This is a genomic window from Ferrimonas aestuarii, from assembly GCF_005116665.1.
In the GTDB taxonomy this organism is placed as follows: Bacteria; Pseudomonadota; Gammaproteobacteria; order Enterobacterales; family Shewanellaceae; genus Ferrimonas; species Ferrimonas aestuarii.
This window is the reverse complement of the sequence record NZ_SWCJ01000019.1, coordinates 24,797-50,547: the sequence shown is the minus strand read 5'-3', so window position 1 is coordinate 50,547 and position 25,751 is coordinate 24,797. Positions and strand designations below refer to the sequence as shown.

Annotated in this window: 21 protein-coding genes; 10 read left to right on the top strand and 11 right to left on the bottom strand. The window is 53.6% G+C overall.

Going from position 1 to position 25,751, the window contains the following annotated elements:
* Window positions 1-31: 31 nt before the first annotated feature.
* The 4 genes from FCL42_RS18190 to FCL42_RS18175 all read left to right on the top strand — a co-directional run bounded on the left by FCL42_RS18190 (window position 32) and on the right by FCL42_RS18175 (window position 2,272).
* Window positions 32-796, top strand: coding sequence for a threonine/serine exporter family protein (locus FCL42_RS18190; protein WP_136864860.1), 765 nt, complete (start codon window positions 32-34; stop codon window positions 794-796).
* On the top strand, window positions 793-1,248 hold the full coding sequence (locus FCL42_RS18185) for a threonine/serine exporter family protein (protein ID WP_136864859.1): 456 nt from the start codon (window positions 793-795) through the stop codon (window positions 1,246-1,248). Before FCL42_RS18190 ends, FCL42_RS18185 begins: the two co-directional genes overlap by 4 nt.
* Window positions 1,249-1,259: 11 nt before the next feature.
* Window positions 1,260-1,751, top strand: coding sequence for a type 3 dihydrofolate reductase (folA, locus tag FCL42_RS18180; RefSeq protein WP_136864858.1), 492 nt, complete (start codon window positions 1,260-1,262; stop codon window positions 1,749-1,751).
* Window positions 1,752-1,882: 131 nt separating this feature from the next.
* Window positions 1,883-2,272, top strand: coding sequence for a DUF3718 domain-containing protein (locus tag FCL42_RS18175; RefSeq protein WP_136864857.1), 390 nt, complete (start codon window positions 1,883-1,885; stop codon window positions 2,270-2,272).
* A gap of 82 nt (window positions 2,273-2,354) precedes the next feature.
* On the opposite strand, the gene FCL42_RS18170 is transcribed toward FCL42_RS18175, so the two are convergent.
* The 7 genes from FCL42_RS18170 to lptD form a co-directional block, all read right to left on the bottom strand.
* The gene (locus FCL42_RS18170; RefSeq protein WP_136864856.1) at window positions 2,355-4,373 is read right to left on the bottom strand and encodes a methyl-accepting chemotaxis protein; all 2,019 of its coding nucleotides are present in this window, start codon (window positions 4,371-4,373) and stop codon (window positions 2,355-2,357) included.
* 111 nt (window positions 4,374-4,484) lie between these two features.
* The gene (locus FCL42_RS18165) at window positions 4,485-5,306 is read right to left on the bottom strand and encodes a symmetrical bis(5'-nucleosyl)-tetraphosphatase (protein WP_136864855.1); all 822 of its coding nucleotides are present in this window, start codon (window positions 5,304-5,306) and stop codon (window positions 4,485-4,487) included.
* A 1-nt stretch (window position 5,307) separates the two neighbouring features.
* On the bottom strand, window positions 5,308-5,688 hold the full coding sequence (gene apaG, locus FCL42_RS18160; protein WP_136864854.1) for a Co2+/Mg2+ efflux protein ApaG: 381 nt from the start codon (window positions 5,686-5,688) through the stop codon (window positions 5,308-5,310).
* Between the two features lie 3 nt (window positions 5,689-5,691).
* Window positions 5,692-6,495, bottom strand: a complete 804-nt coding sequence (gene rsmA / locus FCL42_RS18155; RefSeq protein WP_136864853.1) for a 16S rRNA (adenine(1518)-N(6)/adenine(1519)-N(6))-dimethyltransferase RsmA — start codon at window positions 6,493-6,495, stop codon at window positions 5,692-5,694.
* Window positions 6,492-7,481: a 4-hydroxythreonine-4-phosphate dehydrogenase PdxA gene (gene pdxA / locus FCL42_RS18150; RefSeq protein ID WP_136864852.1), complete on the bottom strand. Its 990-nt coding sequence runs from the start codon at window positions 7,479-7,481 to the stop codon at window positions 6,492-6,494. The genes rsmA and pdxA overlap by 4 nt, the downstream gene beginning before the upstream one ends.
* Window positions 7,481-8,767: a peptidylprolyl isomerase SurA gene (gene surA, locus FCL42_RS18145; RefSeq protein WP_169308450.1), complete on the bottom strand. Its 1,287-nt coding sequence runs from the start codon at window positions 8,765-8,767 to the stop codon at window positions 7,481-7,483. The genes pdxA and surA overlap by 1 nt, the downstream gene beginning before the upstream one ends.
* Before the next feature lie 82 nt (window positions 8,768-8,849).
* Window positions 8,850-11,168 carry an LPS assembly protein LptD gene (gene lptD / locus FCL42_RS18140; RefSeq protein WP_407644381.1) on the bottom strand — a complete coding sequence of 773 codons (2,319 nt, stop codon included), beginning with the start codon at window positions 11,166-11,168 and terminating at the stop codon, window positions 8,850-8,852.
* A gap of 237 nt (window positions 11,169-11,405) precedes the next feature.
* Here lptD and FCL42_RS18135 point away from each other — a divergent pair, with 237 nt between their 5' ends.
* From FCL42_RS18135 to FCL42_RS18110, 6 genes are all read left to right on the top strand, one after another.
* Window positions 11,406-12,401, top strand: a complete 996-nt coding sequence (locus tag FCL42_RS18135) for an aminoglycoside phosphotransferase family protein (protein ID WP_136864849.1) — start codon at window positions 11,406-11,408, stop codon at window positions 12,399-12,401.
* Window positions 12,402-13,073 (top strand): N-acetylmuramate alpha-1-phosphate uridylyltransferase MurU, encoded by a 672-nt coding sequence (gene murU / locus FCL42_RS18130; RefSeq protein ID WP_136864848.1) that lies wholly within the window; start codon window positions 12,402-12,404, stop codon window positions 13,071-13,073.
* The gene (djlA, locus tag FCL42_RS18125; RefSeq protein ID WP_136864847.1) at window positions 13,057-13,818 is read left to right on the top strand and encodes a co-chaperone DjlA; all 762 of its coding nucleotides are present in this window, start codon (window positions 13,057-13,059) and stop codon (window positions 13,816-13,818) included. Before murU ends, djlA begins: the two co-directional genes overlap by 17 nt.
* Window positions 13,819-13,954: 136 nt before the next feature.
* Window positions 13,955-14,281, top strand: a complete 327-nt coding sequence (locus FCL42_RS18120) for a hypothetical protein (RefSeq protein ID WP_136864846.1) — start codon at window positions 13,955-13,957, stop codon at window positions 14,279-14,281.
* A 111-nt stretch (window positions 14,282-14,392) separates the two neighbouring features.
* On the top strand, window positions 14,393-15,340 hold the full coding sequence (locus FCL42_RS18115) for a D-2-hydroxyacid dehydrogenase (protein WP_136864845.1): 948 nt from the start codon (window positions 14,393-14,395) through the stop codon (window positions 15,338-15,340).
* 87 nt (window positions 15,341-15,427) lie between these two features.
* Entirely contained in the window at window positions 15,428-17,371 is a 1,944-nt protein-coding gene (locus FCL42_RS18110; RefSeq protein WP_136864844.1) for an exoribonuclease II, read from the top strand.
* 315 nt (window positions 17,372-17,686) lie between these two features.
* Here FCL42_RS18110 and FCL42_RS18105 read toward each other — a convergent pair whose 3' ends face one another.
* The 4 genes from FCL42_RS18105 to FCL42_RS18090 form a co-directional block, all read right to left on the bottom strand.
* On the bottom strand, window positions 17,687-20,026 hold the full coding sequence (locus FCL42_RS18105; protein WP_229359907.1) for a zinc-dependent metalloprotease: 2,340 nt from the start codon (window positions 20,024-20,026) through the stop codon (window positions 17,687-17,689).
* 67 nt (window positions 20,027-20,093) lie between these two features.
* Window positions 20,094-20,486 (bottom strand): YbaN family protein, encoded by a 393-nt coding sequence (locus FCL42_RS18100; RefSeq protein WP_136864843.1) that lies wholly within the window; start codon window positions 20,484-20,486, stop codon window positions 20,094-20,096.
* The gene (locus FCL42_RS18095) at window positions 20,473-24,156 is read right to left on the bottom strand and encodes a response regulator (RefSeq protein WP_136864842.1); all 3,684 of its coding nucleotides are present in this window, start codon (window positions 24,154-24,156) and stop codon (window positions 20,473-20,475) included. The genes FCL42_RS18100 and FCL42_RS18095 overlap by 14 nt, the downstream gene beginning before the upstream one ends.
* A 128-nt stretch (window positions 24,157-24,284) precedes the next feature.
* Window positions 24,285-25,676 carry a PhoH family protein gene (locus FCL42_RS18090; RefSeq protein WP_136864841.1) on the bottom strand — a complete coding sequence of 464 codons (1,392 nt, stop codon included), beginning with the start codon at window positions 25,674-25,676 and terminating at the stop codon, window positions 24,285-24,287.
* Between the last annotated feature and the right edge of the window lie 75 nt (window positions 25,677-25,751).

Here is a 25,751-nt window from a genome sequence, read left to right as displayed (position 1 = left end):
TGCCCCTTTTTTCTATTGTGGGAATAGGGTCATGGAGCTCAGCGAACAACATGGTATTACCCGAATTGCCGTAACGGGAGCGCAGCTCATGTTGGCCTGGGGGGCCGACAGTGAGATGGTTGAAGACGTCGGGCAGCGATTCGGTCAAGCCCTAGGTGCTGACAGTGTCGAGCTGTCTATCTCCTCAAATTCTTTGGTTCTTTCCACCAGACATGGCGATCGCTGTGTCACCACCACTAGGCGCATTCGCGATCATGGCATCAATATGTCCATGGTGTGCGAGGTGTTGCGTTTGTGCGTGATGCTTGAGAAAGGGCTGATTGATCAGCAAGGTCTGAAAGCTCGCCTTGATAAGTTGAAGCCTTGGCGCTGGGATAACTGGAAAGTGGTGGCGATGATTGGCCCTTCCTGTGGCAGTTTCGCTTACCTGCTTGGTGCCGATCTATTTTCGGTCTTGATCGCCGCCATTGCCGCCAGTACCGGCATGATCTTGCGTCAACAGCTGGCGCAGCGCCATTTCAATGTACTCCTTAATTGGACGGCCACCGCCTTTGTTACCACCTTGGTGGCGCGATTTTGCGCCATGGCTTGGCCAACTCCCCATGCTGATATCGCCATGGCGGCTGCGGTGCTGATGTTGGTGCCGGGCTTTCCGCTACTCAATGCCATTACCGACATGGTGAAAGGCCACTATAACGTGGGCTTGGCTCGCTGGGGACAGGCAACCTTGATGACGGTGGCTGCGGCCATCGGGATCACCATGGCGATGCAGTTAACGGGGCTGGGCTGGTTATGATGTTGATGTTGTTTAAGGGCGTAATCGCCGCCATTCCAGCCATCGGTTTTGCCATGGTGTTCAATATTCCCGGTCGCTTTCTGTGGCGCTGTGGGTTGGCTGGGGCCTGCGGCTATATTTGCCGTGCGCTCTGTTTAAAGATGGGATTGCCCATTGAGTGGGCGACGTTTGCCGCGGCGGTGCTCGTGGGATCGTTGTCGACCTATTGGGCTAGGCGCTCGCTGGCGCCAATGCTGCTGTTTGGGGTGGCCGCGATCATTCCCATGATCCCCGGTACCTTCGCCTTCAATACCGTGATCGGTTTGGTGGAGATGAGCGTGGTCGGAGTGACCTTTGAAACACTGCAGCCGGTTATCTACAACGGCTTGAAGACCATCTTTATTCTTGGTGCCTTGAGTGTGGGTTTGGCGATGCCAAGCTTGTTATTATTTCGAACCCGTTCAGTTATTTAGGTTATAGGGACATGCGTCTATCACTGATTGCCTGTATGGCACACAATCGAATTATTGGTCAAGGTAATCAGATGCCTTGGCATCTGCCGGCGGATCTGAAGCACTTTAAAGCGGTGACCATGGGCAAACCTGTGGTGATGGGACGGAAAACCTATGAATCCATTGGTCGGCCACTTCCTGGACGTCACAATGTGGTGATCAGTCGTCAGCCCGATCTTCAGATTGAAGGTGTGTCAGTGGTAACCAGCATTGATGCTGCATTGGCGCTGCTGGCTGACGAAGCTGAGGTGATGATCATCGGTGGTGGTCAGTTGTACCAAGCGATGCTGCCCCATGCAGATCGTCTCTATTTGACCTTGGCAGACCTGCACGTTGCCGGTGACACTCAATTTCCCGATTACAGTCAGTATCAATGGCAGGAATTAGAGCGAGAAACCCTTGCCATCGGCGATGGTAATAGCTGTGAGCTCACCTTTGTTACCCTCCAACGTCAAGGTCGATAAATAGAATTGATTACAATCATGTTGCAGGCCTGTTCTAGGTTTTAAAAACTTTAGGTCATGCTGTATCCTGTCGCTGTTAGGTAAAGGTTAACTAAAAATAACAACAACTAAGTGCGACAAGGAGTAGCCAAATGAAGGGAATGATCTGTTCAGCCGCAGCGGTAGCATTGGTAATGGGAGCGATTTTCAGCCAGCCCGTTAACGCAAACGAACAGTTAATTGCAAATATCTGCCAGTACGTTCAGGCAGACAACAAAAGCCGGTTACGTAAAAAGCTAAAAGAATCTCGAGTTAAAGTTCGCGCCATCTATAGCGGCGTGAAGTGCAACGGCGAATCCATGGTGCGTTCAGCCATGACCAATAATGCCGATGGCGTGGGCGTTTTCTTGGTTAAGAAACTGTCCGTTACGCAACTGCAAGAGAAGGAAGGTGATGGCATGAGTTTGCTGGAGTGGGCCAGTGCCAATGGCCATGGCGCCAGCGCAACCGCAGGTGAGATTCAAAAGCGTATTGGCGGATAATTGGTAACTGATACTTCAATCTGATTGAGTTCAGCATAAAAAAGGCGCCTTTCGGCGCCTTTTCTTTATCTTGTAGCTAGCGCTACACCTTGAACTCACGAACCTGATGTTGGAGCTCTTCAGCCAGTTGAGCTACCTGCTGGCTCGAGGATGCGGTCTGCACAGCACCGGACGAGGTTTGCTCGGAGATGGTCGCAATTTGCTCTAGGTTCTCGGAGATGGTCTGCGATACCCGATTCTGCTCGCTGGCCGCCTGAGAGATCTGGTTGGCTGCTGACACCACCTGTGCCACCGACTGGGTGATCGCTTCCAGGGCTTGGTTCGCTTCTTCTGTGGTGGTTACGCTGCGCTGAGCTTGCTCTTGGCTGTTCTGCATCACCTGCTCAGCCTCTTTGGCGCTGGCTTGCACCATCTCGATCATCTGCTGAATTTCAGTAGTGGATTGCTGAGTACGGGAAGCCAGAGAGCGTACCTCATCGGCAACCACCGCAAAGCCACGACCTTGCTCGCCGGCTCGTGCTGCCTCAATGGCTGCGTTTAGCGCCAGCAGATTGGTTTGCTCTGCTACGCCACGAATCACATCCAGAATGCCGCCGATAGCTGCGGTGTCACTATTCAGTTTGTTGATCACTTGAGCGGCACGTTCCACCTCTTGAGCCAGAGTTTGGATCAACAGGCCATTGTTTTCCGACAGTGCTTTGGCCTGCTGAGTTTCTTCATTGGCCTGTTGAGTTTCACCTAAGGCGTCGTTGGCGTTGGTCGCTACCTCATTGGCGGAGCTGGACAGCTCGGTGGTGGCATTAGCCACCTGCTCAATCTGGCTGGACTGTTCCTGAATGCCTGAGGTGGTTTGGGCGGTAACGGCGGAGGTCTCTTCCGCGGCGGCAGCCAGCTGATCTGCGCGTTCCAAAATGGAGGCGATCAGGGTACGAAGGCTATCGGACAGCGCGTTAATGTTCTTGGCGACGCGGCCAAACTCATCGCGATTATTCAAAGTTAGCCGTTGAGTGAGGTCGCCCTGGGCAAGAATCGACAGCCCTTCATTGATGTGGTCCAGTGGCTGAGTGATAGAGCGGCGAGTGACCACGCTGATGAAGGTGGCAAACAGAACCGATGCCAGCATCACTGCCCAGGTTTGGGTTCGAGTGGAATCCAGAGAGCTGATGGCCAGATTTCCAGTCTCGGTATTCAGTGTTGCCAGCTGCTGTTGCAGCGTATTGTTGCCTTCGATGATTAAGCCATAGCTTTGCTTACTGGTAGTAAAGGCTTGATCGATCTGCTGCTGCAGAGTGATCGCTTGCTGCTGCTTTTGGATTAGGCCATTGCTGCCTTCAAACTGATCCAGCAGTGGCGTTAGGTAGCTGCTCAGCTCATCGATAAGATCTTGTTGGCCAACTTCGACTGCCTTTTTAGACAGGTCTTCAAGGCGGAAGCGGATGCTGCGAAGCAGGAAATCAGACTCTTGCTGAATTACATTGAGTTCTTTGATGCTACTTACGCCGGAAAGCTCCATGGCGATGGCCACGGCGTTGGCGACTTCGGTATCCATATTGTTGGCTTCGCCAGCCATCATCTGTTCGGTACGATTTTCGGAGAGCTCAAGATCCATGATGTCCAGCAGGATGCTGCCCGCATCATCACCGGCATCTTCTATGGCGGTGAGAGACTCCTTTAGAGAGTCGCGATTGCGGTTAAGGTCTCGTTTATGACTTAGCAAATCTTGCCAAGAGGCGGTGAACTGTTGGTATTCGGAGAGGCTTTGAGGGTTTATCTGAAAATCATCTCGAGAGGAGAGTAACTGCTTCAGTGAGTTGGTCTGTTGCTGGAATGCGGAGCCTTGATCATTAAGCTCGGCTTCAAGCTGGTTCAGTTGATTGTCGGAGGCGGTGGTGTAGGCCGACTGAACGTTGATGAACTGATTGCTGAGGTTAAGAGTTAGGGTATTGAGTGAATCTTTAGCTGGTACGGAGAAGCTTTGAAACACCCGGGTGTGGGTTTCTACGGTATTGATGCTGGTAAGTGATAGGCCACCAATCACCAACAACAGCAGTGTGACTATGGTAAAGCCGCCTAATACCCTCAGCGAGACGGTGATGTTCATAATTGTTTTTATCCTTAACGTGTAACGCCCCCAGTGTCGCCATAATATCAACACCTGTGTGATTTTGCAGTAGTTAGTTATCTTGTTGCTAAAATGCTAATTAACTTAGATTTAGCCCCAAACTCTGTCCGCGTGATGGACAAAGCGACAATTGTCTTCCAATCGCCAGAAAGTCAGCCAATTGCCCCAGCAAACGCCGGTATCCAAGGCGATGGCATTGGGGTGAGTGGTTCGCCCCATGAGTGCTGCCCAGTGACCAAAAACGATGCGGTACTCGTCGAGCAGCGGGTGATCAAAGCTAAACCAGGGCATCAATTCACCGTCACCTTTGATGCCGCCACACTTGGAAAGAAAGTCCATATCCAGATTTGGATGCAGCAACCGCATGCGGGTTAAGCTGTTCACCGTGTAGGTATTGCGGTGGTTGCGATCGCCGTTTGGATCCCAGCGATCAGGCTTAGTGCCATACATCTGCTTGATGAAATCCATGTAATCTGGTTGCTGCAGTCTCGCGCTTAGGTCGTCCCCTTGGGTGATGACTTGCTCTAGGCTCCAGTTAGGATGGACACCCGCATGGGTCATCAGGAGCTTGTGTTCGGGAAAGTGATAATAGAGCGGCTGCTTTCTTAACCAGAGGATCAGATCATCCAGTTCTGGGGATTCCAGCATCTCCTGTTGGCGGTCTTTAGGGCGGGTGCGTTTAAAGCCACCATGAACTGCAAACAGATGCAGGTCATGATTTCCCAGAACGGTTTTACCGGCATCGCCGAGTTGGCGAAATAGCTGCAGTACCTGTAGAGAGCCTGGGCCTCGAGATACCAGATCACCGGTAGACCAAAGTACGTCAACGCTCGGATCAAACTTGACTTGCTCCATCAAGCGGCACAGTTCGTCGTAACATCCTTGAATATCGCCAACAAAGTAGTTGGCCATATCAGTGCAAGCTCCGAGGGTTGAGTAGACGGAAGCGGGCGATTGGACTTTGCAGTACCTGACCGTCATCGCTTAACAGCGTATAGAAGCCTTGCATGCTACCAATGGGCGTGGATAAAGCAACCGAACTGCTGTATTGAAAGATCTCGCCTGGAGCCAGTTTTGGAGTTTGACCTACCACCCCTTCACCGCTGACTTCGCTGGTTTTGCCGTGGCCGTCGGTAATTTTCCAGTGGCGATGGGTTAGCGTGAGGAACTGCTCACTGCGATTTTCCATCAGTACCGTGTATTTAAACAGATAGTGATCCGTTTGAGGCTCAGATTGAGCCTCAACGTATTCACTGTCTACCTGGATTTGAAGCGGAGGTAGTCGGTCAGACATGAGTTACTTATTACGGCAGATATGGTTGGCAATAGCCACAAAGCCTGACACAGGCAGTTGCTCAGGACGCAGAGTCGGATCGATGTTTAGGCTCGCAAAGGCCTCATCATCCAACTGGCCTTTGAAGCTGTTGCGCAGCGTCTTACGGCGTTGGTTGAAGGCGGTTAAACACACCTTGCTGAGTACATCGACGCTGTCCACTGGGTGTGGTTTTTTAGCATGAGGTACTAAGCGTACTACCGCAGAATCCACTTTAGGCGGTGGCGTAAAGGCACCTGGGCCCACTTCCAATACCGGCACGGTTTTACAGTAGTACTGTGCCATTACCGTTAAGCGGCCGTAGTTTTTATGGCCCGGGCCGGCGCACAGGCGTTGTACCACCTCTTTTTGCAGCATGAAGTGCATGTTTTCAATATGCTCAGCAAACTCAAATAGGTGGAACATCAGCGGGGTTGAAATGTTGTATGGCAGGTTGCCAAAGACCTTCATCTTTTTGCCCGGCTCGATCAGGGTCTGAAAATCAAACTTAAGTGCATCCCCTTGGTTGATCTTAAGTTTGGTACCCCAACCCGGTTGCTCGGTCAGTCGAGCGGCCAGATCGCGGTCAAGCTCAACGACATTAAGGCAATCGACCTGTTCAGCAACAGGTTGAGTCAGGGCGCCTAGACCTGGGCCGATCTCAACCAGAGTGTGGTCGTTGGTTGGGTGAATGGCCGCCACGATGCGATCGATGACCGACATGTCGTGAAGGAAGTTTTGGCCGAAGCGCTTACGGGCACGGTGGCCCATATGAACATTGTTGCTCATCGATTCTGTTTACTTGTTAATTCAATTGCTTTGTTTAGAGCGACCATGAAGCTACCTGGATCGGCAACGCCTTTGCCTGCCAAATCCAGCGCGGTGCCATGGTCAACGGAGGTGCGGATAAAGGGCAAGCCTAAGGTGATGTTCAAAGACTTGCCGAAACCTTTGTATTTTAGCACCGGTAAGCCCTGATCGTGATACATCGCGAGCACCACATCGCAATTTTCTAAGTATTTATCCTGAAATAGGGTGTCAGCGGGCAGTGGACCGACTAGATCCATGCCTTCGGCGCGGAGCTGATTCAAGGTAGGTTCGATCACCTCGATCTCCTCCTTGCCCAAATGACCACCTTCACCGGCATGAGGATTGAGACCGCAAACTAAGATTCGCGGGTTTGGAAGCCCAAACTTCTCTTTCATGTCGGCGTGCAGGATGCGGGTGACCTGGTCAAGGCGCTGGGGCGTGATCGCCTTGGAAACGTAGGCCAGCGGAATGTGAGTCGTCACGAGTGCAACTTGCAGGCCTTCGGTGGCCAGCATCATCACTACATCTTGGCAGTTTGCTTGCTGAGCGAAATACTCGGTATGGCCGGAGAAGGGGATGCCCGCTTGATTGATGATTCCCTTATGAACGGGTCCGGTGACAACCGCGGCAAAAGAGCCGTCCATGTTGCCATCGCTGGCAAACTTAAGGGTATCGACCACATAGGCGCTGTTCTTGTCGTTTAGCTCGCCGCAAACCACGGGAGCATTGACTGAGAATGGGGCGATGGTCAGCGTACCTTGCGCTTGAGGCTGAGGCGGTTTGCCTGGTTGATAGGGCTGCAGTTTGATCGGCAGCCCCAACATTTTGGCACGCTCAGTAATGAGCGACGGATCGGCACAGATCACTAGCTCCGCAGGCCATGCCCGTTGAGCCAGCTGCACCACGAGATCTGGGCCAATTCCTGCGGGTTCACCTGGGGTGATGGCAATCCGTACCGTTGTCATTATTCCACCATCTCGATGTATGCCTTGGCGCGCATCTCTTGCTGCCAAGCGGTCGCCTGTTCGTTGAACTTACGACGGAAGATCAGTTGGTAAGCACGATCAGAATTCATCTGCTGTGTGGTGTCGGTGGTGCGTCGCTCAAGCAACTGCACTACGTGCCAACCGTGGGTTGAGCGGAACGGTTGGCTGTATTCACCGGGCTTGAGATTCGCTAAGGCGCTTTCGAATGCAGGAACGTAGATGCTTGGATCCGCCCAGCCTAGGTCACCACCTTTGATGGCGCTGCCAGGGTCATCGGAGTGCTCCTTAGCCAGTTCGGCAAAGTCAGCATCGCCACTGCGTACCTGAGCCATCCAGTCTGCCAACATCTTCTGTGCCATGTCTTCGCTTAGGATTGGTGACGGTTTTAGCAGAATGTGGCGGGAGTGAAGCTCTTGGACCTCTTGGGTTTGTTGGCCACGAGTATCTTCCACTTTGATGATGTGGAAGCCTGCGGCGCTTTTCACTGGGCCGATGATGTCGCCTTTCTTACCGCTTCTTACCAGCTCCGCAAACAGAGTCGGCATGGCGTTGATGTTCATCCAACCCCAGTCACCGCCTTCAAGGGCTTTTGGACCTGCAGATGCCGAGATGGCGGTTTTGGCGAAATCGGCACCGCCTTCAAGCAGGCCGAGAACTTTCTCTGCCTGACCTCGGGCTTTTTCCACACTCTTGGCGTCGTTGTTGGTTACTTCGATCAGGATGTGACCAATTTTGAATTCCGCTTCTTTTAGGCCCTGATCTTCAATCATCTTCACCAGAGTTTCGATCTCTTGTGGCGAGACTTGAATACGGCGCTGTACTTGAACTCGTTGAACTTGACCTAGGATGATTTCACGGCGAACGGACTCTCGGTACTGAGCGTAGTTCTCGCCGTCAGCTTCGACCTTAGCTTTTAGATCTGCCAGAGTGATGTTTTGTTCACGAGCCATATTTTCCAGAGTTTGGTCCAGCTGGATGTCGCTGATCACCATACCCATTCGCTCAGCCATCTGCAGTTGCAGGCTTTCGTTGATCAAACGGTCTGTAATCTGAACACGCAGGGCGGCATCAGAAGGAAGCGCTTGGCCAGATTTGATGGCCGAAGCTTTGATGTTCGCCATGCGGCTAGTGATTTCACTCTCCAGCACGACACCGTCATTCACCAGCACGGCGATGCGATCGAGAGGTTGTGGTTCAGCGACCGCTGATCCTGCCATGACCAAACCTGCCATAGCGCTGAAAAAGAGATTACGAAGCGTCATTATTCATCCATTTATTATGTGGTGCAGTTACCGCTTAGAGCCTTGAGGCTGGCAACGGTTCCTGCACGGTAACATATTTGTTTCATTAGTTGCGCAGATAGTAGGGCTGTCGGTAGTTAAACAAGCCTTCGTTCTGCATGTCGCTGACTCCTAATGGGCCTGAGGATCCCAGTCCTTTCAGCTCAAAGGTCAGGGACCAGCTGGTGTCGTAACTGTCACGTTGGCCGATGTCAGTAAAGCCGGAGTCGTTGTAGTTGGTGTTTAAGTGGCGATCGTAGGTCAGGCGTACCGCCCAGCAGCAGGATTCCCACTGAATTCCAGCAAAGGTCTCGATGGTGCGGCTGAGGTTGCCATCGTAATAGTAGTTACCTACGAAATAGGTGTCTTTAGCCACGGGCCAAGTGGTACGGAAACCGAACTGGTTGATGTCGGTAACTTCACCGGTGGTCTCGTTGATCGCCAACTCGGGTACGTAGCGGTGGGACAACTGCAGCAACTTGTCGCGGCCTGGGCGGTAATCCACAGACACTTCTGATTTGTTGGTATTGCCACCGTCAGTATCAAATTGCAGTGAGCCGGTGAAGAACCAGTCATCCTGGATCTTCATGTCGAGCTCGGCGGCCATCGCGGAGCTCGACTGTTGAATCTGGTTGCTCTGGTTTGGCAGGGTTACGTCGCTGTCTGCCAAATAGAAGATCTGACCTACGGACAGACGCAGCAGCTCCTCATTGCGGCTATCAAAATAACGAGTTGCCACACCGAGAGTGAATTGGTTGGCGTCAGCAATTCGATCTAAGCCGGAGAAGCGACGATCTCGGAACAGGCCGTCGTAGTCATCCTGCAACAGAGCCGTGTCGTAAACGCCGATATCGTCCTGATCGTCATACGGGACGTACAGGTATTGAATCTGCGGTTCGAGAGTTTGGCGGTAGCTGTTACTCCAGAATGAGGTTTCACGTTCAAAGTTGATCTGGCCGTGCAAACGTACCTGGGGCAAGGTACGACTAACAAAGCTGTCTAACTGGTCATAGTTAGGATTGTTGGTCGGAATATCCTGTTGATACAGGGTCTGCATCAGTTTCAGTTCGGCGGTCAGGCCACCCGCCGGAGTTTGGTAAGGCAGGGTCAGAGTTGGCTCCATGTGCCAACGGGTTGCCTTGAGCTCGTTGCTGTCTTCATGGGAGAAGTGGGTCAGCTCGGTATCGAACTGGAAGTCGGCTGCACCATAAAATGACGGCAGGTGATACTGGTAGTTTACCTGAGGCATCACTCGGAACGGGTCTTGGGCGTCACCGAGCACCTTGATGTCTTGAACTTTGACCGCCACGTTCCAGTTGTCCTGGAAGTAGGAGGCTTCGCCGAATCGAGACAGCTGATTGTCGGTGCTGGCGCTGATGGCAGAGTCAAAGTCGTTGAAGTAGTTGTCGTCGCTGATGTCGGAGTAATTCACATGCAGTCGCCAACCACTCTCTAAATAGCTGGTGTGCTGCCAGGCGTAGGCGTAGCGATTGTCATTTTTCAGCAGACTGTCGAGACGATCGTTGTTGATGTACTCGAGATTCAACTGGCCAGCATTGGTTTCGTGGAGATAGCGCCCTTCCGCTGCCAACCACACCCCTCGGGCACTCATCATTTGCGGAGTTAGGGTCAGATCGTAGTTTGGGGCGATGTTCCAGTAAAACGGTGCTTTCAGATCCACACCATTTTTGGTGCTGGTACTAAAAGCAGGGAACAGGAAGCCGGTTTTGCGTTTGTCGGAAACGGGCACCGTCATGTAGGGCAAGTAGAACACCGGAGTGTTAAAGACGCGCACTTGAGCGTCATAAATTTTGCCCCACTCCTCTTCGGAGTCGATGATGATCTTGTCGGCCTTAAGCTCCCAATCTGGCTCTTCTCCCGGGCAGGTCGTGAAGGTGCCTTTTGACAGAATGATGTCGTTATCTGGCGTTAGCTCCAACTGTTCGGCATCGCCATGCACTTGCTGACCGTGCAGCCAATATTTGCTGTTGGTCAATGTGGCTTGGGAGTTGGCGGTGTCCGCCTCCAGCGAGTCGGCAGTAATTGTCAGTTGCGGGTCCTGGAATACCAGATCGCCTTGAGCGGTAACTCGCTGTTGCAGTTGCTGCACTTCCGCAGTGTCAGCGGTAACGGCACGGTTGCCTTGGGTAAGCTTAACTTTGCCTTTAAAAATGGCCGATTCGCCGGCGATGGCTCGACTGGTGTCGGCCTGAACATTTACGGGGGCGGTGGATGAATCGACCGCGGGGGCGTTGGGATCCACCATCAAAGGAACTGGCAGTGCGATGGTGCATTGGCTTTCAGGGACGACCACCTCTCCCTCTTGGCTCCATGCCGCGAAGGGCAAGCAACAACATGCTAAAGCGAGTTGATAACGCATTTCTATCCTTTGGGATTAATTACAACGGCTTGTACATAGCGTTAAGTCCAAGCCATTCTTCCAGCCTTCAACGTGCTAGTCTCAAACAAAAACAGCAGCCTGCGCAGACGAGTGTAGTCGACCCAGGTAAGTGGATTCGGTTGGATCTGAATTCAGTATAATTGGCGTCATTAACGAAATTCGTTAATCACAGGCGCAAAAAACGTATGATAAAGCAATTTTTTAGTTTGGGCTAATCAAGAAATGAGCGGACAAGATCAGCGACATAAACAGCTAAAACAGTGGCTGGATAGCCAGTTTGATTCACCTATCTTGGATCTAAAACTGATCTTTGGTGATGCCAGTTTTCGGCGCTATTTTCGCTTCTCACATCAGGGAAAAAGCTACATCGCTGCCGATGCGCCGCCAAACAAGGAAGATAGCCGCCCGTTTGTGGCCATGACTCAGGCGTATCACAACGCTGAACTACCGGCTCCAGAGCTTGTGCATGTGGACTTGGAGCTGGGCTTTATGTGCCAGAGTGACCTTGGTGACACCCATCTGCAAAAACGGCTGACTGGGGAGACGGCATCCCATTGGTATTCCAAAGCGTTGGCGCACCTGCCATCGGTGTTGGCAATCACTGAGACCGAACTGGGGCCGCTGCCGGTTTGTGACAACAAGTGGCTGCAGCAGGAGCTGGATCTGCTACCGCAATGGTTCCTTAAGACCCACTTAAACTGGCACCATGATGGCTTCGATGCTTATTGGCCGGTGCTGTGCCAGAACCTTATCGATAGCGCCCAGCAGCAGCCTCAGGGCGGGATGCATCGCGACTATCACAGCCGTAATCTGATGGTGGTTGGCGACGAGCTGGCGATCATCGACTATCAAGGTGCCATGTTGGGGCCCATCACCTACGATCCGGTTTCGCTGCTGAAAGACTGCTACATCAGTTGGCCTAGGGCGCAGGTCGAGAGCTGGCTAGAGGGGTACTTTACCCAGCTAAGGAAACAACCTCAGTTTGCGGATATCGAGTTTGAGTCATTCCTCAAGTGGTTTGATTTGATGGGGCTGCAGCGTCACTTGAAAGTCTTGGGCATCTTTGCCCGTTTGTGCCATCGCGATGCCAAGCCTCATTATCTGGACGACCTTCCTCGTGTGTTGGCTTACGTGATCGATGCCAGTGCTCGTTACCCAGAAACCCAAGTTTTGGCTGAGTTTGCCAAAACTTGGCAAGCGCAATTGGAACCGAAATAGATGAAAGCGATGATTTTGGCGGCAGGCCGAGGCGAACGGATGCGGCCACTGACTGACCACACACCGAAACCGTTGCTGCCGCTGCTGGGCAAGCCTTTGATTGAATACCACCTAGAAAAGCTTGCGGCGGCGGGCGTGACCGAGGTGTGCATTAATACCGCCTGGTTGGGGGAGCAATTTCCTCAATCTCTGGGGGACGGCAGCCGCTGGGGAGTGGCGATCCACTATCAGCATGAGCAGGAAGCGCTGGAAACCGGCGGCGGTATTTTCAAAGCGTTGCCGTGGCTAGGAGAGGCGCCGTTTCTGGTGCTCAATGGCGATCTCTATTGTGATATTGATTTTGGCGACCTGCCACAATTAGCGGATGAGGAACTGGCTCACCTGTGGGTGGTCAATAACCCAGAGCACAATCCTAATGGTGATTTTGCTTTTGAGCAGAATCGGTTAGTGTCTGAAGGGCGAGAATATGCCACCTTCAGTGGCATTGGGCTGTATCGCCCTGCGCTGTTTGCGGGATGTCAGCACGGACGATTTCCCTTAGCCCCATTATTACGACAGGCGATCGCCGACGATCGCGTCAGTGCAACATGGCATCAAGGAATATGGTGCGACGTTGGCACACCACAACGATTACAGCAGTTGGAGCAACAGTTAGATGCAAATTTGGGGTAAGGTTTTTGGCGGCCTGTTAGGGTTTTTCTTTGGCCGCTTTGCTGGAATGATCTTAGGCGTTTGGTTAGGACACGTGTTAGTGGACAAGCGCCGAACGCCTCAGGTAACACCACGGCAAAATCTGTTCTTCCATACCACCTTTGCGGTGATGGGGCATGTGGCTAAGGCGTCCGGTCAGGTCACTCAGGCCGACATCGCGCTGGCCAATGCGGTGATGGATCAGCTGAGGTTATCTGGGGAAGCTCGCCGACAGGCCCAAGAGGCTTTTCGTGAGGGTAAAGCGTCGGATTACCCCCTAGAGGAGCGGTTGAAACAGCTTAAGCTGGTGATGGCGTTCCGCCGCGATCTGGCGCGAATGTTCCTGGAGATTCAGATTCAGGTTGCCCTTTCCGATGGTGACATCGATGCCAATGAGCGTCGTATTTTGTCCCAAGTTGCTAAGCAGCTGGGTTTCACTGCCCAAGAGCTCGAACAGATGCTGTCGATGCGCCAAGGGGAGCACAGCTTCCACCGCAGTGGTCATCAAGGGCCATCCTTGGCGGATGCGTATCAATTGCTGGGCGTCAGTGAGGGCGACGACGACCGCGCCATCAAACGCGCTTACCGTAAGCTGATGGCGCAGCATCATCCAGATAAACTCGCGAGTCAGGGTCTGCCTGAGGAGATGATGTCGTTGGCGCAACAGAAGAGCCAAGACATTCAGGCGGCATGGGAGGCGATCCGGCGTGAGCGCAATATTCGCTAGGGTCTGTTGATCTTTGTTGCTCATGCTTGCACTGATTGGAGGTCAGATACGCTTAAGTTAATGGCCTTATTCAGCTCTGGTTAACTTTGTTTTGGTAGAATTTGGCTAACGCTTCAGCAGGTATCAGGACACAACGATGAATGTAACTTCCGCTCCAACTGCCACCGCCATGGTGCGTCCACAGCCGCCGGCTCAAAAAGTTACCGAAAACACCGAGGTGGTGCTGGCAGTGGTGTCTCATAAGCAGACTCAGGCGGTGGCGGACGCCTACGTAACCTCAGCCACAGCAAATAGTGATAACGACGACGGCGGGATGTCAGCGCAGCAAGCGATGGCGATGGCAGAGCAGATGCGCCGCGCTGAAGCGATGGACAACATCGCCAGTAACAATAGTGACCCTATCCGAGACCGTTATCAGCCGCCAACCATTCAGCCAGCAGTGGCAGTGGATACCAGCGTCTAATCGTTAATTGGAACGAGTTATCGCGGGGAGCCTTAGGCTCCCCGTTTTGCTATGGATGTATTTTTTAGAATGACTCACAATCGACGCCACAACTGACGACAAGGGCAGACAATGAATACATTAGTGGTACTGGATGGGTATACCTTAAATCCTGGGGATCTTAGCTGGGATGCGTGGCGGCGATTTGGAGCGTTAACCCTCTATGACCGCACCCCAGATGAGCTGATCATCAAGCGGGCTGAGAACGCCGACTGGCTGCTGACCAATAAGACCCCACTGACTGCTGAGACCTTGGCAAAGTTGCCCAAACTTAAGTACATCGGCGTACTTGCTACCGGGGTTAATGTGGTGGATGTCGAGGCGGCTAAAGCTCGGGGCATCATAGTGACAAACGTGCCCGGTTATGGGCCAGATTCTGTGGCTCAGATGACCATGGCGCACCTACTTCATCACTGTAATCGGGTGGCTCTGCACGATACGGCAGTCCATCAGGGCCAGTGGCAGGGCGATTTCAGTTTTACTTTGGCTCCTTTGACGGCGCTGTCTAACAAGGTGATGGGGCTGGTTGGTTACGGTGCCATCGCCCAATCGGTGGCCACCATGGCCGAGGCATTTGGCATGCAGGTGGTGATTTACACACCCAACGAGAAACATGAACTGCCTAATGGCCGTCAATGGTTACCTTTAGCGCAGTTGCTGGCTCAGTCAGACGTGGTTAGTTTGCACTGTCCGCTTACCGCTCAAAACTCGCAGTTTATTAACGCTCAGACGCTGGCCAAGATGAAATCGACGGCGATGTTGATCAATACCGCCCGTGGCGGCTTGGTGGACGAGGTCGCGCTGGCCAAGGCGCTGGAGCTTGGTCAGTTGGCCGGTGCTGGGCTGGACGTACTCAGTGAGGAGCCACCGGCGCCAGATAATCCGTTACTCGCGGCGCCCAATTGCAGCATTACCCCTCACAATGCTTGGGCAACCGTGGATGCGCGTGCTCGCTTGATGGCCATTGCTGAGCAAAACCTTGCCGCATTCATTGAGGGCAAAGATTGTCATAGAGTGTAAATGGCGATCTGCCCCTGAATCTCGTACACTGCCAGCAATCAACTTGGCCGCGCTGGCCTTTCAATACACCGGAAACGGAACCCCAGGATGTTTCAAGACAATCCACTACTTCAGCAGCTAAAAGCACAGATTCGCGAAACCCTCCCTACGGTTGAGGGCACCATTAAGGCCACAGATCGTGGTTTTGGTTTTTTAGAAACCGATAAAGGCGACAGTCATTTTATTGTACCGGCGCAGATGAAAAAGGTGGTGCACGGTGACCGTGTCTCTGCCCTGATTCGTACTGAGAACGATAAGACGCAAGCAGAGCCCGAGACTCTGATTGAGCCAGGACTGGATCGCTTTATTGCGCGGGTAAAGTTTGTGAAGGACCGACTCAATGTGGTGCCGGATCACCCGATGATGCGTGATGCCCTGCGAGCCAAAGGGGAAGGGGTGAAAGGCTCTGATCTGAATGAAGGGGATTACGTAGTGGCCAAGCTGCTCAAGCATCCCCTGCGTGAAGGTGAAAATCAGTTTCAGGTGGCCATCACTCAGTTTGTGGCGGCGGCGGATGACCCTCATGTACCTTGGTGGGTGATTCTGGCTAAGCACGATCTGGCCAAGACCGAGCCTGAAGACCCAAGCGGCTGGCAGCTGCAGGATCAGGACCAGCGTCAGGACTTGACGGACAAGCCCTTTGTGACCATCGATGCCGAGTCCACTAAGGACATGGACGACGCTTTGTACGTGGAAACCTTAGAATCCGGCTGGCGTTTGTGGGTGGCCATTGCCGACCCAACGGCCTACGTGGCGGAAGGTGATGAGGTCGACCAAGAAGCCTATAAGCGCGGCTTTACTCAATACCTTCCCGGTTTCAACGTGCCGATGTTGCCACGTCAGCTAGCGGATGAGCTGTGCTCTCTGCACCAAGGTGAGCAGCGCCCGGCGGTGGTGGCGGCCATTGAGGTGAGTGCCGAAGGGGAAGCGGGCAGCGCTGAATTTTGTCTGGCGACCGTGTGCTCCAAAGCCAAGCTGGCCTACGACAAGGTATCGAACCTGCTGGAAGGCCAAGGTGACTGGCAGCCTGAATCGCAACAGATTGCCGAGCAGATTCAACAACTGCATCAGCTGGCTCAGGCACGCATTCAGTGGCGCCAAACCCATGCGTTGGTGTTCCCGGACCGCCCAGATTATCGTTTCGAGGTGGACGATGCAGGTAATGTGCTTGAGATCCATGTGGATCACCGCCGTATTGCCAACCGCATGGTTGAGGAGTCGATGATTCTGGCCAACAGCGCCGCTGCGGATCTGCTGGCGCAAAAGCTGGGCTTTGGGGTCTTCAATACTCACGCTGGGCTGGATGCGGAGCGGGTAGACAACGCGGTGCAGATGCTGGCGGAGAACGCTTTGGTGTTGGACGGTGAAAACCTGAAAACTCTGGAGGGCTACTGCGAGCTGCGTCGCCACTTGGATGCACAGGAAACCCCATACTTGGACATTCGCCTGCGCCGGATGCAGGCCTTCTCTGAGATGGCCACCACGCCGGGGCCGCATTTTGGCATGGGGCTCACTGGGTACGCGACCTGGACGTCGCCAATCCGTAAGTATGGCGACATGGTTAACCACCGCTTGATCAAAGGGGCCATTACCGGCAAGGACGTCAGTCGTCCAACGGCGGAAACCATTGAGCACCTGAGCGCCATGCGCAAGCTGCACCGTGCCTGTGAGCGCGACGTGGGGGATTGGCTCTATGCTCGTTACCTATCGAAGTTGGTGAAACAGAGCCCCACTTTCACTGGCGAGATTCAGGATCTGAATCGCGGCGGCATGCGCCTGAGATTGCAGGACAATGGGGCGTCGGTATTCTTGCCCGCGCCGCTGCTCAGTAAAGACAAAACCAAACTGACCATGGCCGGCGACGTAGGCCGAGCCCAATACGATGGCGAGCAGGTGTTCCAGCTGGGCGATCGGATTGAGGTGGTGCTGGATGAGGTACGGGTGGCCAATCGCAGCATTGTGGTGAAGCCCAAGCATCCTCTGGGTGAATAGAAGTTAAAAGGGCGCTCATTGGAGCGCCCTTTTTTGATCCGAATGCGGGTTATACCATTCCGCATAATCATTTGTTCAGTTCAGAAGCACTCCCAAGTGTTGAATCAAGGCACAGTTGAGAAGGAATGGTGGGCCCCTTTCGAACAACTGTAACGCAGAGTCAGCGCTTGAGAGCGCTTCCCGGAGGGCTGATTTAATCGGCTCTCATGCTGCGTTAGTAAATCTTACTTTAGAGCCACTAGAGCTTCGTTTTACTGCCTTACCTGAGAGCCGATTAATTTCAGCTGAATGGCCAGATAATTATACGGGATGGTATTAGATGGGGGAGCCTGGAGGCATCTTCAAAGGATGGTCGATGACGCGCACCTTGGGGTCGGTCAGTCCGTCGGTTAACCTTTGTGCCAATAGTTTGTAGTGGGCCGCGTGCAGGCGATTGCTGCGGCGAGCGCGCTTTTCAAAGCTGGTGACGGTCTCTGACAGCATCGAGGCCAGCAGTGCTTTGGCTTCTGGGCTAGTGTCTTGATGGTGTAGGCTCACCAGCCACTGATCCGCCACTACTGCGTTCACGCGCATGGCGATGGCGCCGCGGGCATCACTGTCGAGGGACTCCAGCAGCGTTGCTTCTTGGATCTCTTCCAGCACCTGCTCAAGTCCGGGTAGCTCGTCATCTTGCCAGTGCTGTTCCAGTAATCGATTTAAGCGTTGCGGGTGCATCAACAGCGCCAATGTGTGGCGAGACAGCACCTCAGCCATGCCTAAGGGATCCTGCTGTAATCCCAATCGAGATTGGAAGTTTTCCCGAGTCGGTCGGTAGCCCTGTGCCGGAGGCAGCAGTTGCTTCTGAACAGATTCAGGCAGTTGCAGCTGCTCGGGATCTATCTGTGCCAACAGGGCGCTTAAGGCTTCTGTTTGCTGCTGTTCACTGACCCAAGCAGACTGGCTGGTTTCGCCAATGGCGTAGTGGTACTGCTGACCGGCAATGAGCTTGCTGACCGCTTCCAGTTGGTAGCGAGTCAGCAGATAGATGGGAACCAACATGGCATTGAGCTGGCTTTGGGGCTCATTATCCAGAAGGGCGCTTGGAGACAATGTTTGCAGCGCCAATGTGCGGATCTGCATCAGTTTATTAAGCTCTTGTGTCGGCGAATCGCCATTGTCCCAAAGGTGCGCCTGGGGGTGTGAACCGCCTTGGGGACGAGCGTCGGCATCACTGATGAACTTAAGCCTTTGCTGGTTGGCATCTCGCAGGCGTTGCGGCTGCTGGTCGCGGTCACCGTAGCCAAAGGCGATGGCAAATTTGTCCCAATCGCCCATGCCGGTGTTGTAGCCCGGGCTTATCTCGATACGTTCTTGGTTGAGGGTTAACTGAGGGTGAGGGTAGTCCATCACCGAGCCATTACCGATGGCCGACGCCGCGAAGTTGTGGGCCAATCCCAGTGTATGGCCTACCTCATGAGCGGAAAGCTGTTTAAGGCGATTGAGGGCAAACTGCTCGGCTTGCGCAAAGGCTTGCTCTCGCTCCTGCCAGCCGCTGGTTAAGCCTCGGGCGATGAGGTGATCCTGACGTACCCGCAATGAGCCTAAGGTGACGTGGCCTTTGAGAATCTCACCGCTTCTAGGGTCGACAATGGCGTCACCGAAGGACCAGCCTCGGGTGGCACGATGCACCCACTGAATCATGTTGTATCTCATGTCCTGGGGATCGGCACCTTCCGGCAGCAGTTCGACACGATAGGCATCGATGAAGCCTGCGGCTTCAAAGGCATCGGCCCACCAGCGGGCGCCTTCCAGTAGGGCGGAGCGCATCGGCTCGGGTACGCCGTTATCCAGATAATAGACAATGGGCTTTTTCACCGGCGACGGCGCGGTTCCGGGTTGGGTTTTCTCCAAGCGATGTTTCACCAGCCAGCGCCGTTCAATCGGTCTGTCTAAGGGCTGGCCATAGTCACTGAACTGCATCGCAATGTAACCGGATTGCGGGTGATAGGGCACCGGGGTCATCGGCTGTTTCGGCAACCGGATAAAGGAAAAGCGCACTTTTAAGGCCAGTCTTTCCGGATCCGCGGCCACCTGCCAAACCTGATCACCCGGGTGATTGCCTCTCAGGTTAAGCTGCACATCCACGTCGGCGTTGTCGATGAAGGTTTTTAGGCCGGCTTGAGGGATGAAACTGGTGTTTGGGTCGAGGCGGTATTGGCCCTGTTCGGTTTGGTTTAGGCGATTGGTGAGCCGCTGCAGATCTTCAAACAGCAATGGGGTGAGATCGGCGCTGCCGTCATCAATTTTTCCCCGCCACAGTATGGCGCTGGCAAAGGCGTCTACTGCCGCTTGCTGCTCTTGGGCATTACTGCTGCTGGCGATGTACTGAGTATTAAGTTGCCGCAAAACCCAGTGTTGGTTGTGTTGTTCAAATTGCACCAAACGTTTGCTGCCCAGTTGACCTCGATCCAGACCAATGTCGTTCGATCCCAGTCCTTGGGGCAGGCTGGTGACCAGCAGTAATGGTTGGTTCAACGGCGGCGTGGCCACCTTGAGATCACCGGTGTTGGTTAGGCTCAGGGTAAGCAGAGAGTCGGCTTGGGCAAAGGCGTGGGTGGTAAGCAAGGGGACAAGCAGCACCAATCCCCAAAGTGCGCGGCAAGCAGCGGCCAGCATAACGATTCCTTGTTATTAATGTCGTTTTTAGCCAGTCTATGCTGCTTTTCTGTTCACCTCAATAACTCTATTCATCGGCCAGACGAGGCATGCGGATTAGGTGAATGGACACGCAGGTGCCGATGAAAATCAGTAACCACTTCACGGCAATAACCGGCGCAATGTAGATGGCGATGCCCATGCCCAGCCACATGCTGATGAGGCTGCCAATCAGTTGCCGACGGGTTAAGCCTTGACGTTCTAGGTAGTTGCGAAGTACTGGTCCCAGCAAACGATGGTTGAACAGCCAGGCTTGCATTCGGGCCGAGGAGCGGCTGAAACAGGCGGCGGACAGCAGCAGGAACGGCACCGTAGGCAGCAGCGGTAAAAACATACCGATAAGGCCAAGGATAGCGCTAATGGTACCGATTCCGATTAATAGGTAGCGCATCGGAGTGGAACGACGTTTAGGTTGATTCATTGGCGCTTAACCACTGTTTTAGTGTTGAAAATAGTTCCGGCAGAATGATCGGTTTGGTGATGTGATCGTTCATGCCTGCAGCCATGCTTTTCTCTTTGTCGCCAGTCATGGCGTGAGCGGTCATGGCGATGATTGGCAAGGTGTCTGCATCGGCAAACTCGCGGATCTTTTGGCTGGCGGTTAGGCCGTCCATCACCGGCATCTGGATGTCCATCAGCACCAGATCAAAGGACTGTTCCCGAGCCATGTCCACGGCCAGTTGGCCATTTTCCGCCAAGGTAACCTGATAGCCAGCACTTTTAAGCAGTTCAGTGGCAACCTGTTGGTTGATGAGGTTGTCTTCCACCAACAGGATGTGGGCGGGGGTTTCTGGCTGCTGTGGCTCGGCTTCGTCACATTGAGAAGGCTCACACTCTGTGGATTCAAAGTTGCTGACCAAAGTGTCAAACAGCTGTGAGGCATCAAAGGGCTTTTGCAGTAGCGCATCGATCATGTTGTTGTCGACATACTCGGATAGGCTGCTGCCGGTATAGGCGGTCATGATGACGATCACTGGCCGCTTGCTGAGTCGGCCTTCGCTGAGCATGCGATCGATGGCTTTCACCACCTCGATGCCGTCCATGTCTGGCATCATCCAATCCAGAAGCAGCAGATCCGGCTGTTGCTGCTCGATGTTAATGATTGCCTGCTGGCCGTTTTGCACGACGTCGGTGTCAAATTTAAAGTCACGCAGATAGGTGGAGTAGATCTGCAGCGCGGTGTCGTTGTCGTCCACCACCAGTGCACTCAACTGACGCTCTTTGAGCTGCGTCAATTTGGTGTCTTCCGGCGGCTGTTCCACCCGTTTGGCATCGATAATAAAGCTGAACGTGGCCCCTTCCCCTGGACGGCTATCAACCCTGAGGTCACCTCCCATTAGGTTGACCAAGTGCTTACTAATAGACAGCCCTAAGCCGGTGCCGCCAAACCGGCGAGTGGTGGAACCATCGGCCTGGTTAAAGGCATCAAATAGGTGGCGCTGTTTGGTTTCGTCGATGCCGATGCCGGTATCACGAACCCAGAATTTCAACCGGACTCGGCCGTTGTGCTCTTTCAGGTCTTCACAGCCCAGCTCCACTTCACCCTCTTCGGTGAACTTAACCGCGTTGGAGAGCAGGTTGATGAGCACCTGACCTAGGCGCAACGGGTCACCAATTAGGTGCAAGTTCGCGCTGGCTGACGAGTACAGCTGCAGATCGACCTTTTTCTCCTGCGCATAGATGGAGTTGAGGTTTACCGCGTGTTCCAGCACCTTATCCAGGCTGTAACGGGTCTGCTCGAGCTCCAGCTTACCGGCTTCAATTTTCGAGAAGTCGAGGATGTCGTTGATGATTCGGAGCAGTGACTCGGCGCTGAATTTGGCCTTGTCGAGGTAGTCTCGCTGTTTCTGATTCAGTTCGGTGCGCAGCGCCAGATGCATCATGCCGATGATGGCGTTCATCGGGGTGCGGATCTCGTGGCTCATGTTGGCCAAAAATTCACTCTTGGTGACGTTGGCCAGCTCGGCATCTTGCTTAGCTTCCAGCAGAATGACTTCGTTCTCTTTCTGTTGGGTGATGTCTTTGTGAGTGCCCAGCAGACGTTTCGGTTCGCCGTCGTCGTCCCGTTCCACCAAGCGGCCACGGGAGAGAATCCAGCGGTAGCGGCCGTCATCGCCCTTCATGCGAAACTCCACGTTGAAGGTGGCGGTGGCGTCATCTAAGTAGGAGTCGATGTAGGATTCCACCCGCTGGCGATCGTCTGGATGCATCAACCGGTAGTAGGTTTCGATCAGCAGCGGAAACTCGTTCGCTTTGTAGCCGAGCATGGTGTAGTAAGCTGGGTTGCAGATGAGCTCGTTGGCATCCAGATACCAGTCCCAGACGCCATCTTCTACCGAGTCCATCGCCAGGTGGTAGCGCTCTTCCGATTGAATCAGCTTCTGCTGCTCCGCTTCTCGGGTGATGTCTCGCCATACGGCGATCATGCCCAGCAGTTCGCCGCGGCTGCTGTAGAACGGCAGCTTAAACACGTTAAACAGCAGAGTTTCGCCCCGCAGGTGTTGGGTTTGCTGGTAACGCAGGGGCTCCTGATTCTCCAGAACCTGCATATCCTCCCACTGCAGCCGGTCGATGTCGGCCTGATCGATGGGGAAGTCCTCGGCCATGCTGGCAGCGGTCTTAGACATCAGCTCCGCCTCTTTGCGACCCAGCATCTCTTCGGCGGCACGGTTACAGCCTAATAGGCGACCGTCGACATCTTTAAATAGGATGGCGTCGGGCATGGCATCAATCAGCGATCGCATCAGGGCGTAGTCGCGTTCGCGGCGATCGTTGGCTTCTCGCAAGCGTTCGGTACGTCTGGCCACCAATTTGTCCAAGCGGCGGTTTTGTTCTGCTAAGTGCTGGGTGTACTGACGGTTCTCTTCAAAGGTACGAGAGATCAGTTCAAACCAAGCCTCCCAACCCGCAGATACCTCAGCTGGCGGTGGAGTGGGTTCATTGGCGCAGTTCTCAAGGTGAGCCAGCAATTTGGATGCTGGGCTCACAAAGGCGCGGCGAGTTAGCCAGTGGGCGATGGTGACCAGCAGCGACAGGGCGATGACGACGATCAGGAAGGTGGACTCCAGCTTCTCCCAGGCATCGGCGACCACCTCTTGTTCTGGCTGCAAATACAGCAGTGACCAAGGGGCGTTACTCAAGGAGATGGCGCGAACGTAATAGCCGTTGATCAGCCGAGAGTGGTTGGAGTCGAGCAACTGGTCGATGGGCACATTATGCAGTTGGGCTGGAATCCGCTGACTGAGGTGATAGGTGTGAGGCAGCTCATCTTTGTGCATGTCTGGGTAGGAGAGCACGTTGTTGGTGCGATCCAGCAGCAGCACGGTTCCGGGTTGATCGAAATAGCGCTCAATTTGCTCGGTCAGGGTGGATAACCGCAGTTCCATGTAGATGGCGGCTAAGAAGGTATCTCCAATGTAGAGAGGTACCCCAAGGGTCGTCGCCAGTTTGTTGTTTTCGTTGCGGTGGGCGTCTGACCAAAACAGGGTGCGGTCCGGGTTGTTTTCCGGCAGTGCCATGGCAAACAGAGGGTCTTTGAGTTGATGAGGCTCAAAGCGGAAATTGGGGCCGGGCCAAGGGAAGATCGACATCATCCCTTGAGTTGATAGGTAGTAGATGCTGGCGCTTTTCGGCGCCATCTGCTTAGTCACTGGGAAGTTCAGCGACATCTGGTACAGGGCATCCAGCTCCCGATAAAACAGCGGTGAACGCCCTTCCAGTGAGCCAAACCCAGCGATGTAGCCGGTCTCCTCGAAGCTGTGGCGCGCAACTCGGTAATCGGGGCGTAGACCAAACCCCTGTTCATTGGTGGAGTATTGGCTGGCTGAAGGCAGTTGTTCCAAGGTATTGGCATTGCTGCTGCGAAGCTGAATCTCGGCGTAGCGCTTGAGTGCTTGAACTGCACGAATACTGCCATCGAGCAGCAGTTCAACCTGTTGGGCATGACGCTGAACTTGGCCAACTTTTTGATCCAGTAGCTGCTGTTTTTGACGATCAAACGCCACCGCTGAGGTGATCAAGGCCAGCACCACCACACTCAGGTAGGTGTAAAAGATCGCTTTGTTGTAATTATTGAGAATGGGAACTTTCACAAAAACAGCCTGCTATTTGGTCGAATGCACAGTGTACCAGAGGCGATGGCTGTCGCTAAGCTTTGCACTGGGATGGTGTGAAATGATTCTCAATTCGATTTCTTCATCCCAGTGCGTTCAGTGGAAAATTACAGCTCTTGTTCGGCAAATTTCGCTAGGCGTGAACGCACCACGCCGTTGAGGTAAACGTTGGCGCTGCCATCGAACTCTTTAAAACGCTCAACGATGTAGGTGAGGCCAGATGTGACCGCAGTTAGGTAGGTGGAATCGATCTGCGCTAGGTTGCCAGAGCAGACCAGCTTGGTGCCTTCGCCCATCCGAGTGATGATGGTTTTTAGTTGCGAAGGGGTGAGGTTTTGACACTCATCCAGCAGCACAAAGGCGTTTTGGATGGAGCGCCCGCGCATGAAGTTGATGGATTTAAACTGAATGTTGGCTTTGTCCATGATGTATTGCAGGCTGCCAGCTGGGCTCTCATCTTGCTTGTGCAGCACTTCGAGGGTGTCGGTCACCGCTGCCAACCATGGTGCCATCTTCTCCTCTTCGGTGCCGGGGAGAAAACCAATGGACTCGGCAATTTCCGGGGTGTTACGGGTAACGATGACTTTGTCGTACAAGCGCTGTTCCACCACCTGCTCTAGTGCGGCGGCCAGAGACAGCAACGTTTTCCCAGAGCCCGCTGGTCCGGTGAGGATCACCATATCGATTTCAGGATCCATCAACGCTTGCATCGCCATGCCTTGATAGATGTTTTTTGGGTGAATGCCCCAGGCGTGATAACTCATCAATCGGTCACGACTGAGATCTTTGAGCACCAACTGGCGATCGTTAACGGATTTTACTTGGGCACAAAAGTCGTCCCCTTGGTCGATGACGAATTGATTTTGGTAGAAGCTCTCCTCTTCAAGTTCATTTCGCATCAGGGTGTGGTAGGTGTCGCGGCCCACTTTTTCAGAGCTGACTTTAGAGACCTGTGACCAGATATCCCCTTCAAGCTCACAAAAGCCCTTGGCGAGGAACTGGATGTCGTCCACCAACTGATCGGTTCGGTAGTCCTCCACCTTTTCCAAACCGGCGCCTTTGGCTTTGAGGCGCATGTTGATGTCTTTGGTAACCAAAACGATCTGTTCTGAACTTTGCTGTTGCAGATAAAGGGCGGCGTTGATGATGCGGTTGTCGTTGTTGTCACCGGGAAGGTTGACGGGGTTGGCGAAGGTAACTTGGTGGTCGGGGAAAATGGCCAGTTTTCCTAAAGATTCATCCGGGGCGTTGGGGTGATTTAACGGAACTCCCTGAAGTAGCAGGTCAGGAGGGGCGTCTCCGACACAGTTTTCTAGGGTGCGGATGGCGACGCGGGCGTCGCGACTTACGTCTTTTTTGCGGTCTTTGATCTGATCTAACTCTTCCAGAACCGTCATGGGAATCACCACGTCGTGTTCCTTAAAGGAGTAGATGGCTAGGGGTTCGTGTAATAACACGTTGGTATCCAGCACGAAGCGTTTTTTCTGCTCCTTAACCATGGCACCTCCACTATGCTTTAGGGATTCAAAGGTGAGGCCATTCGCTATACCGCAGCGATATGCTTCTCCACTAAC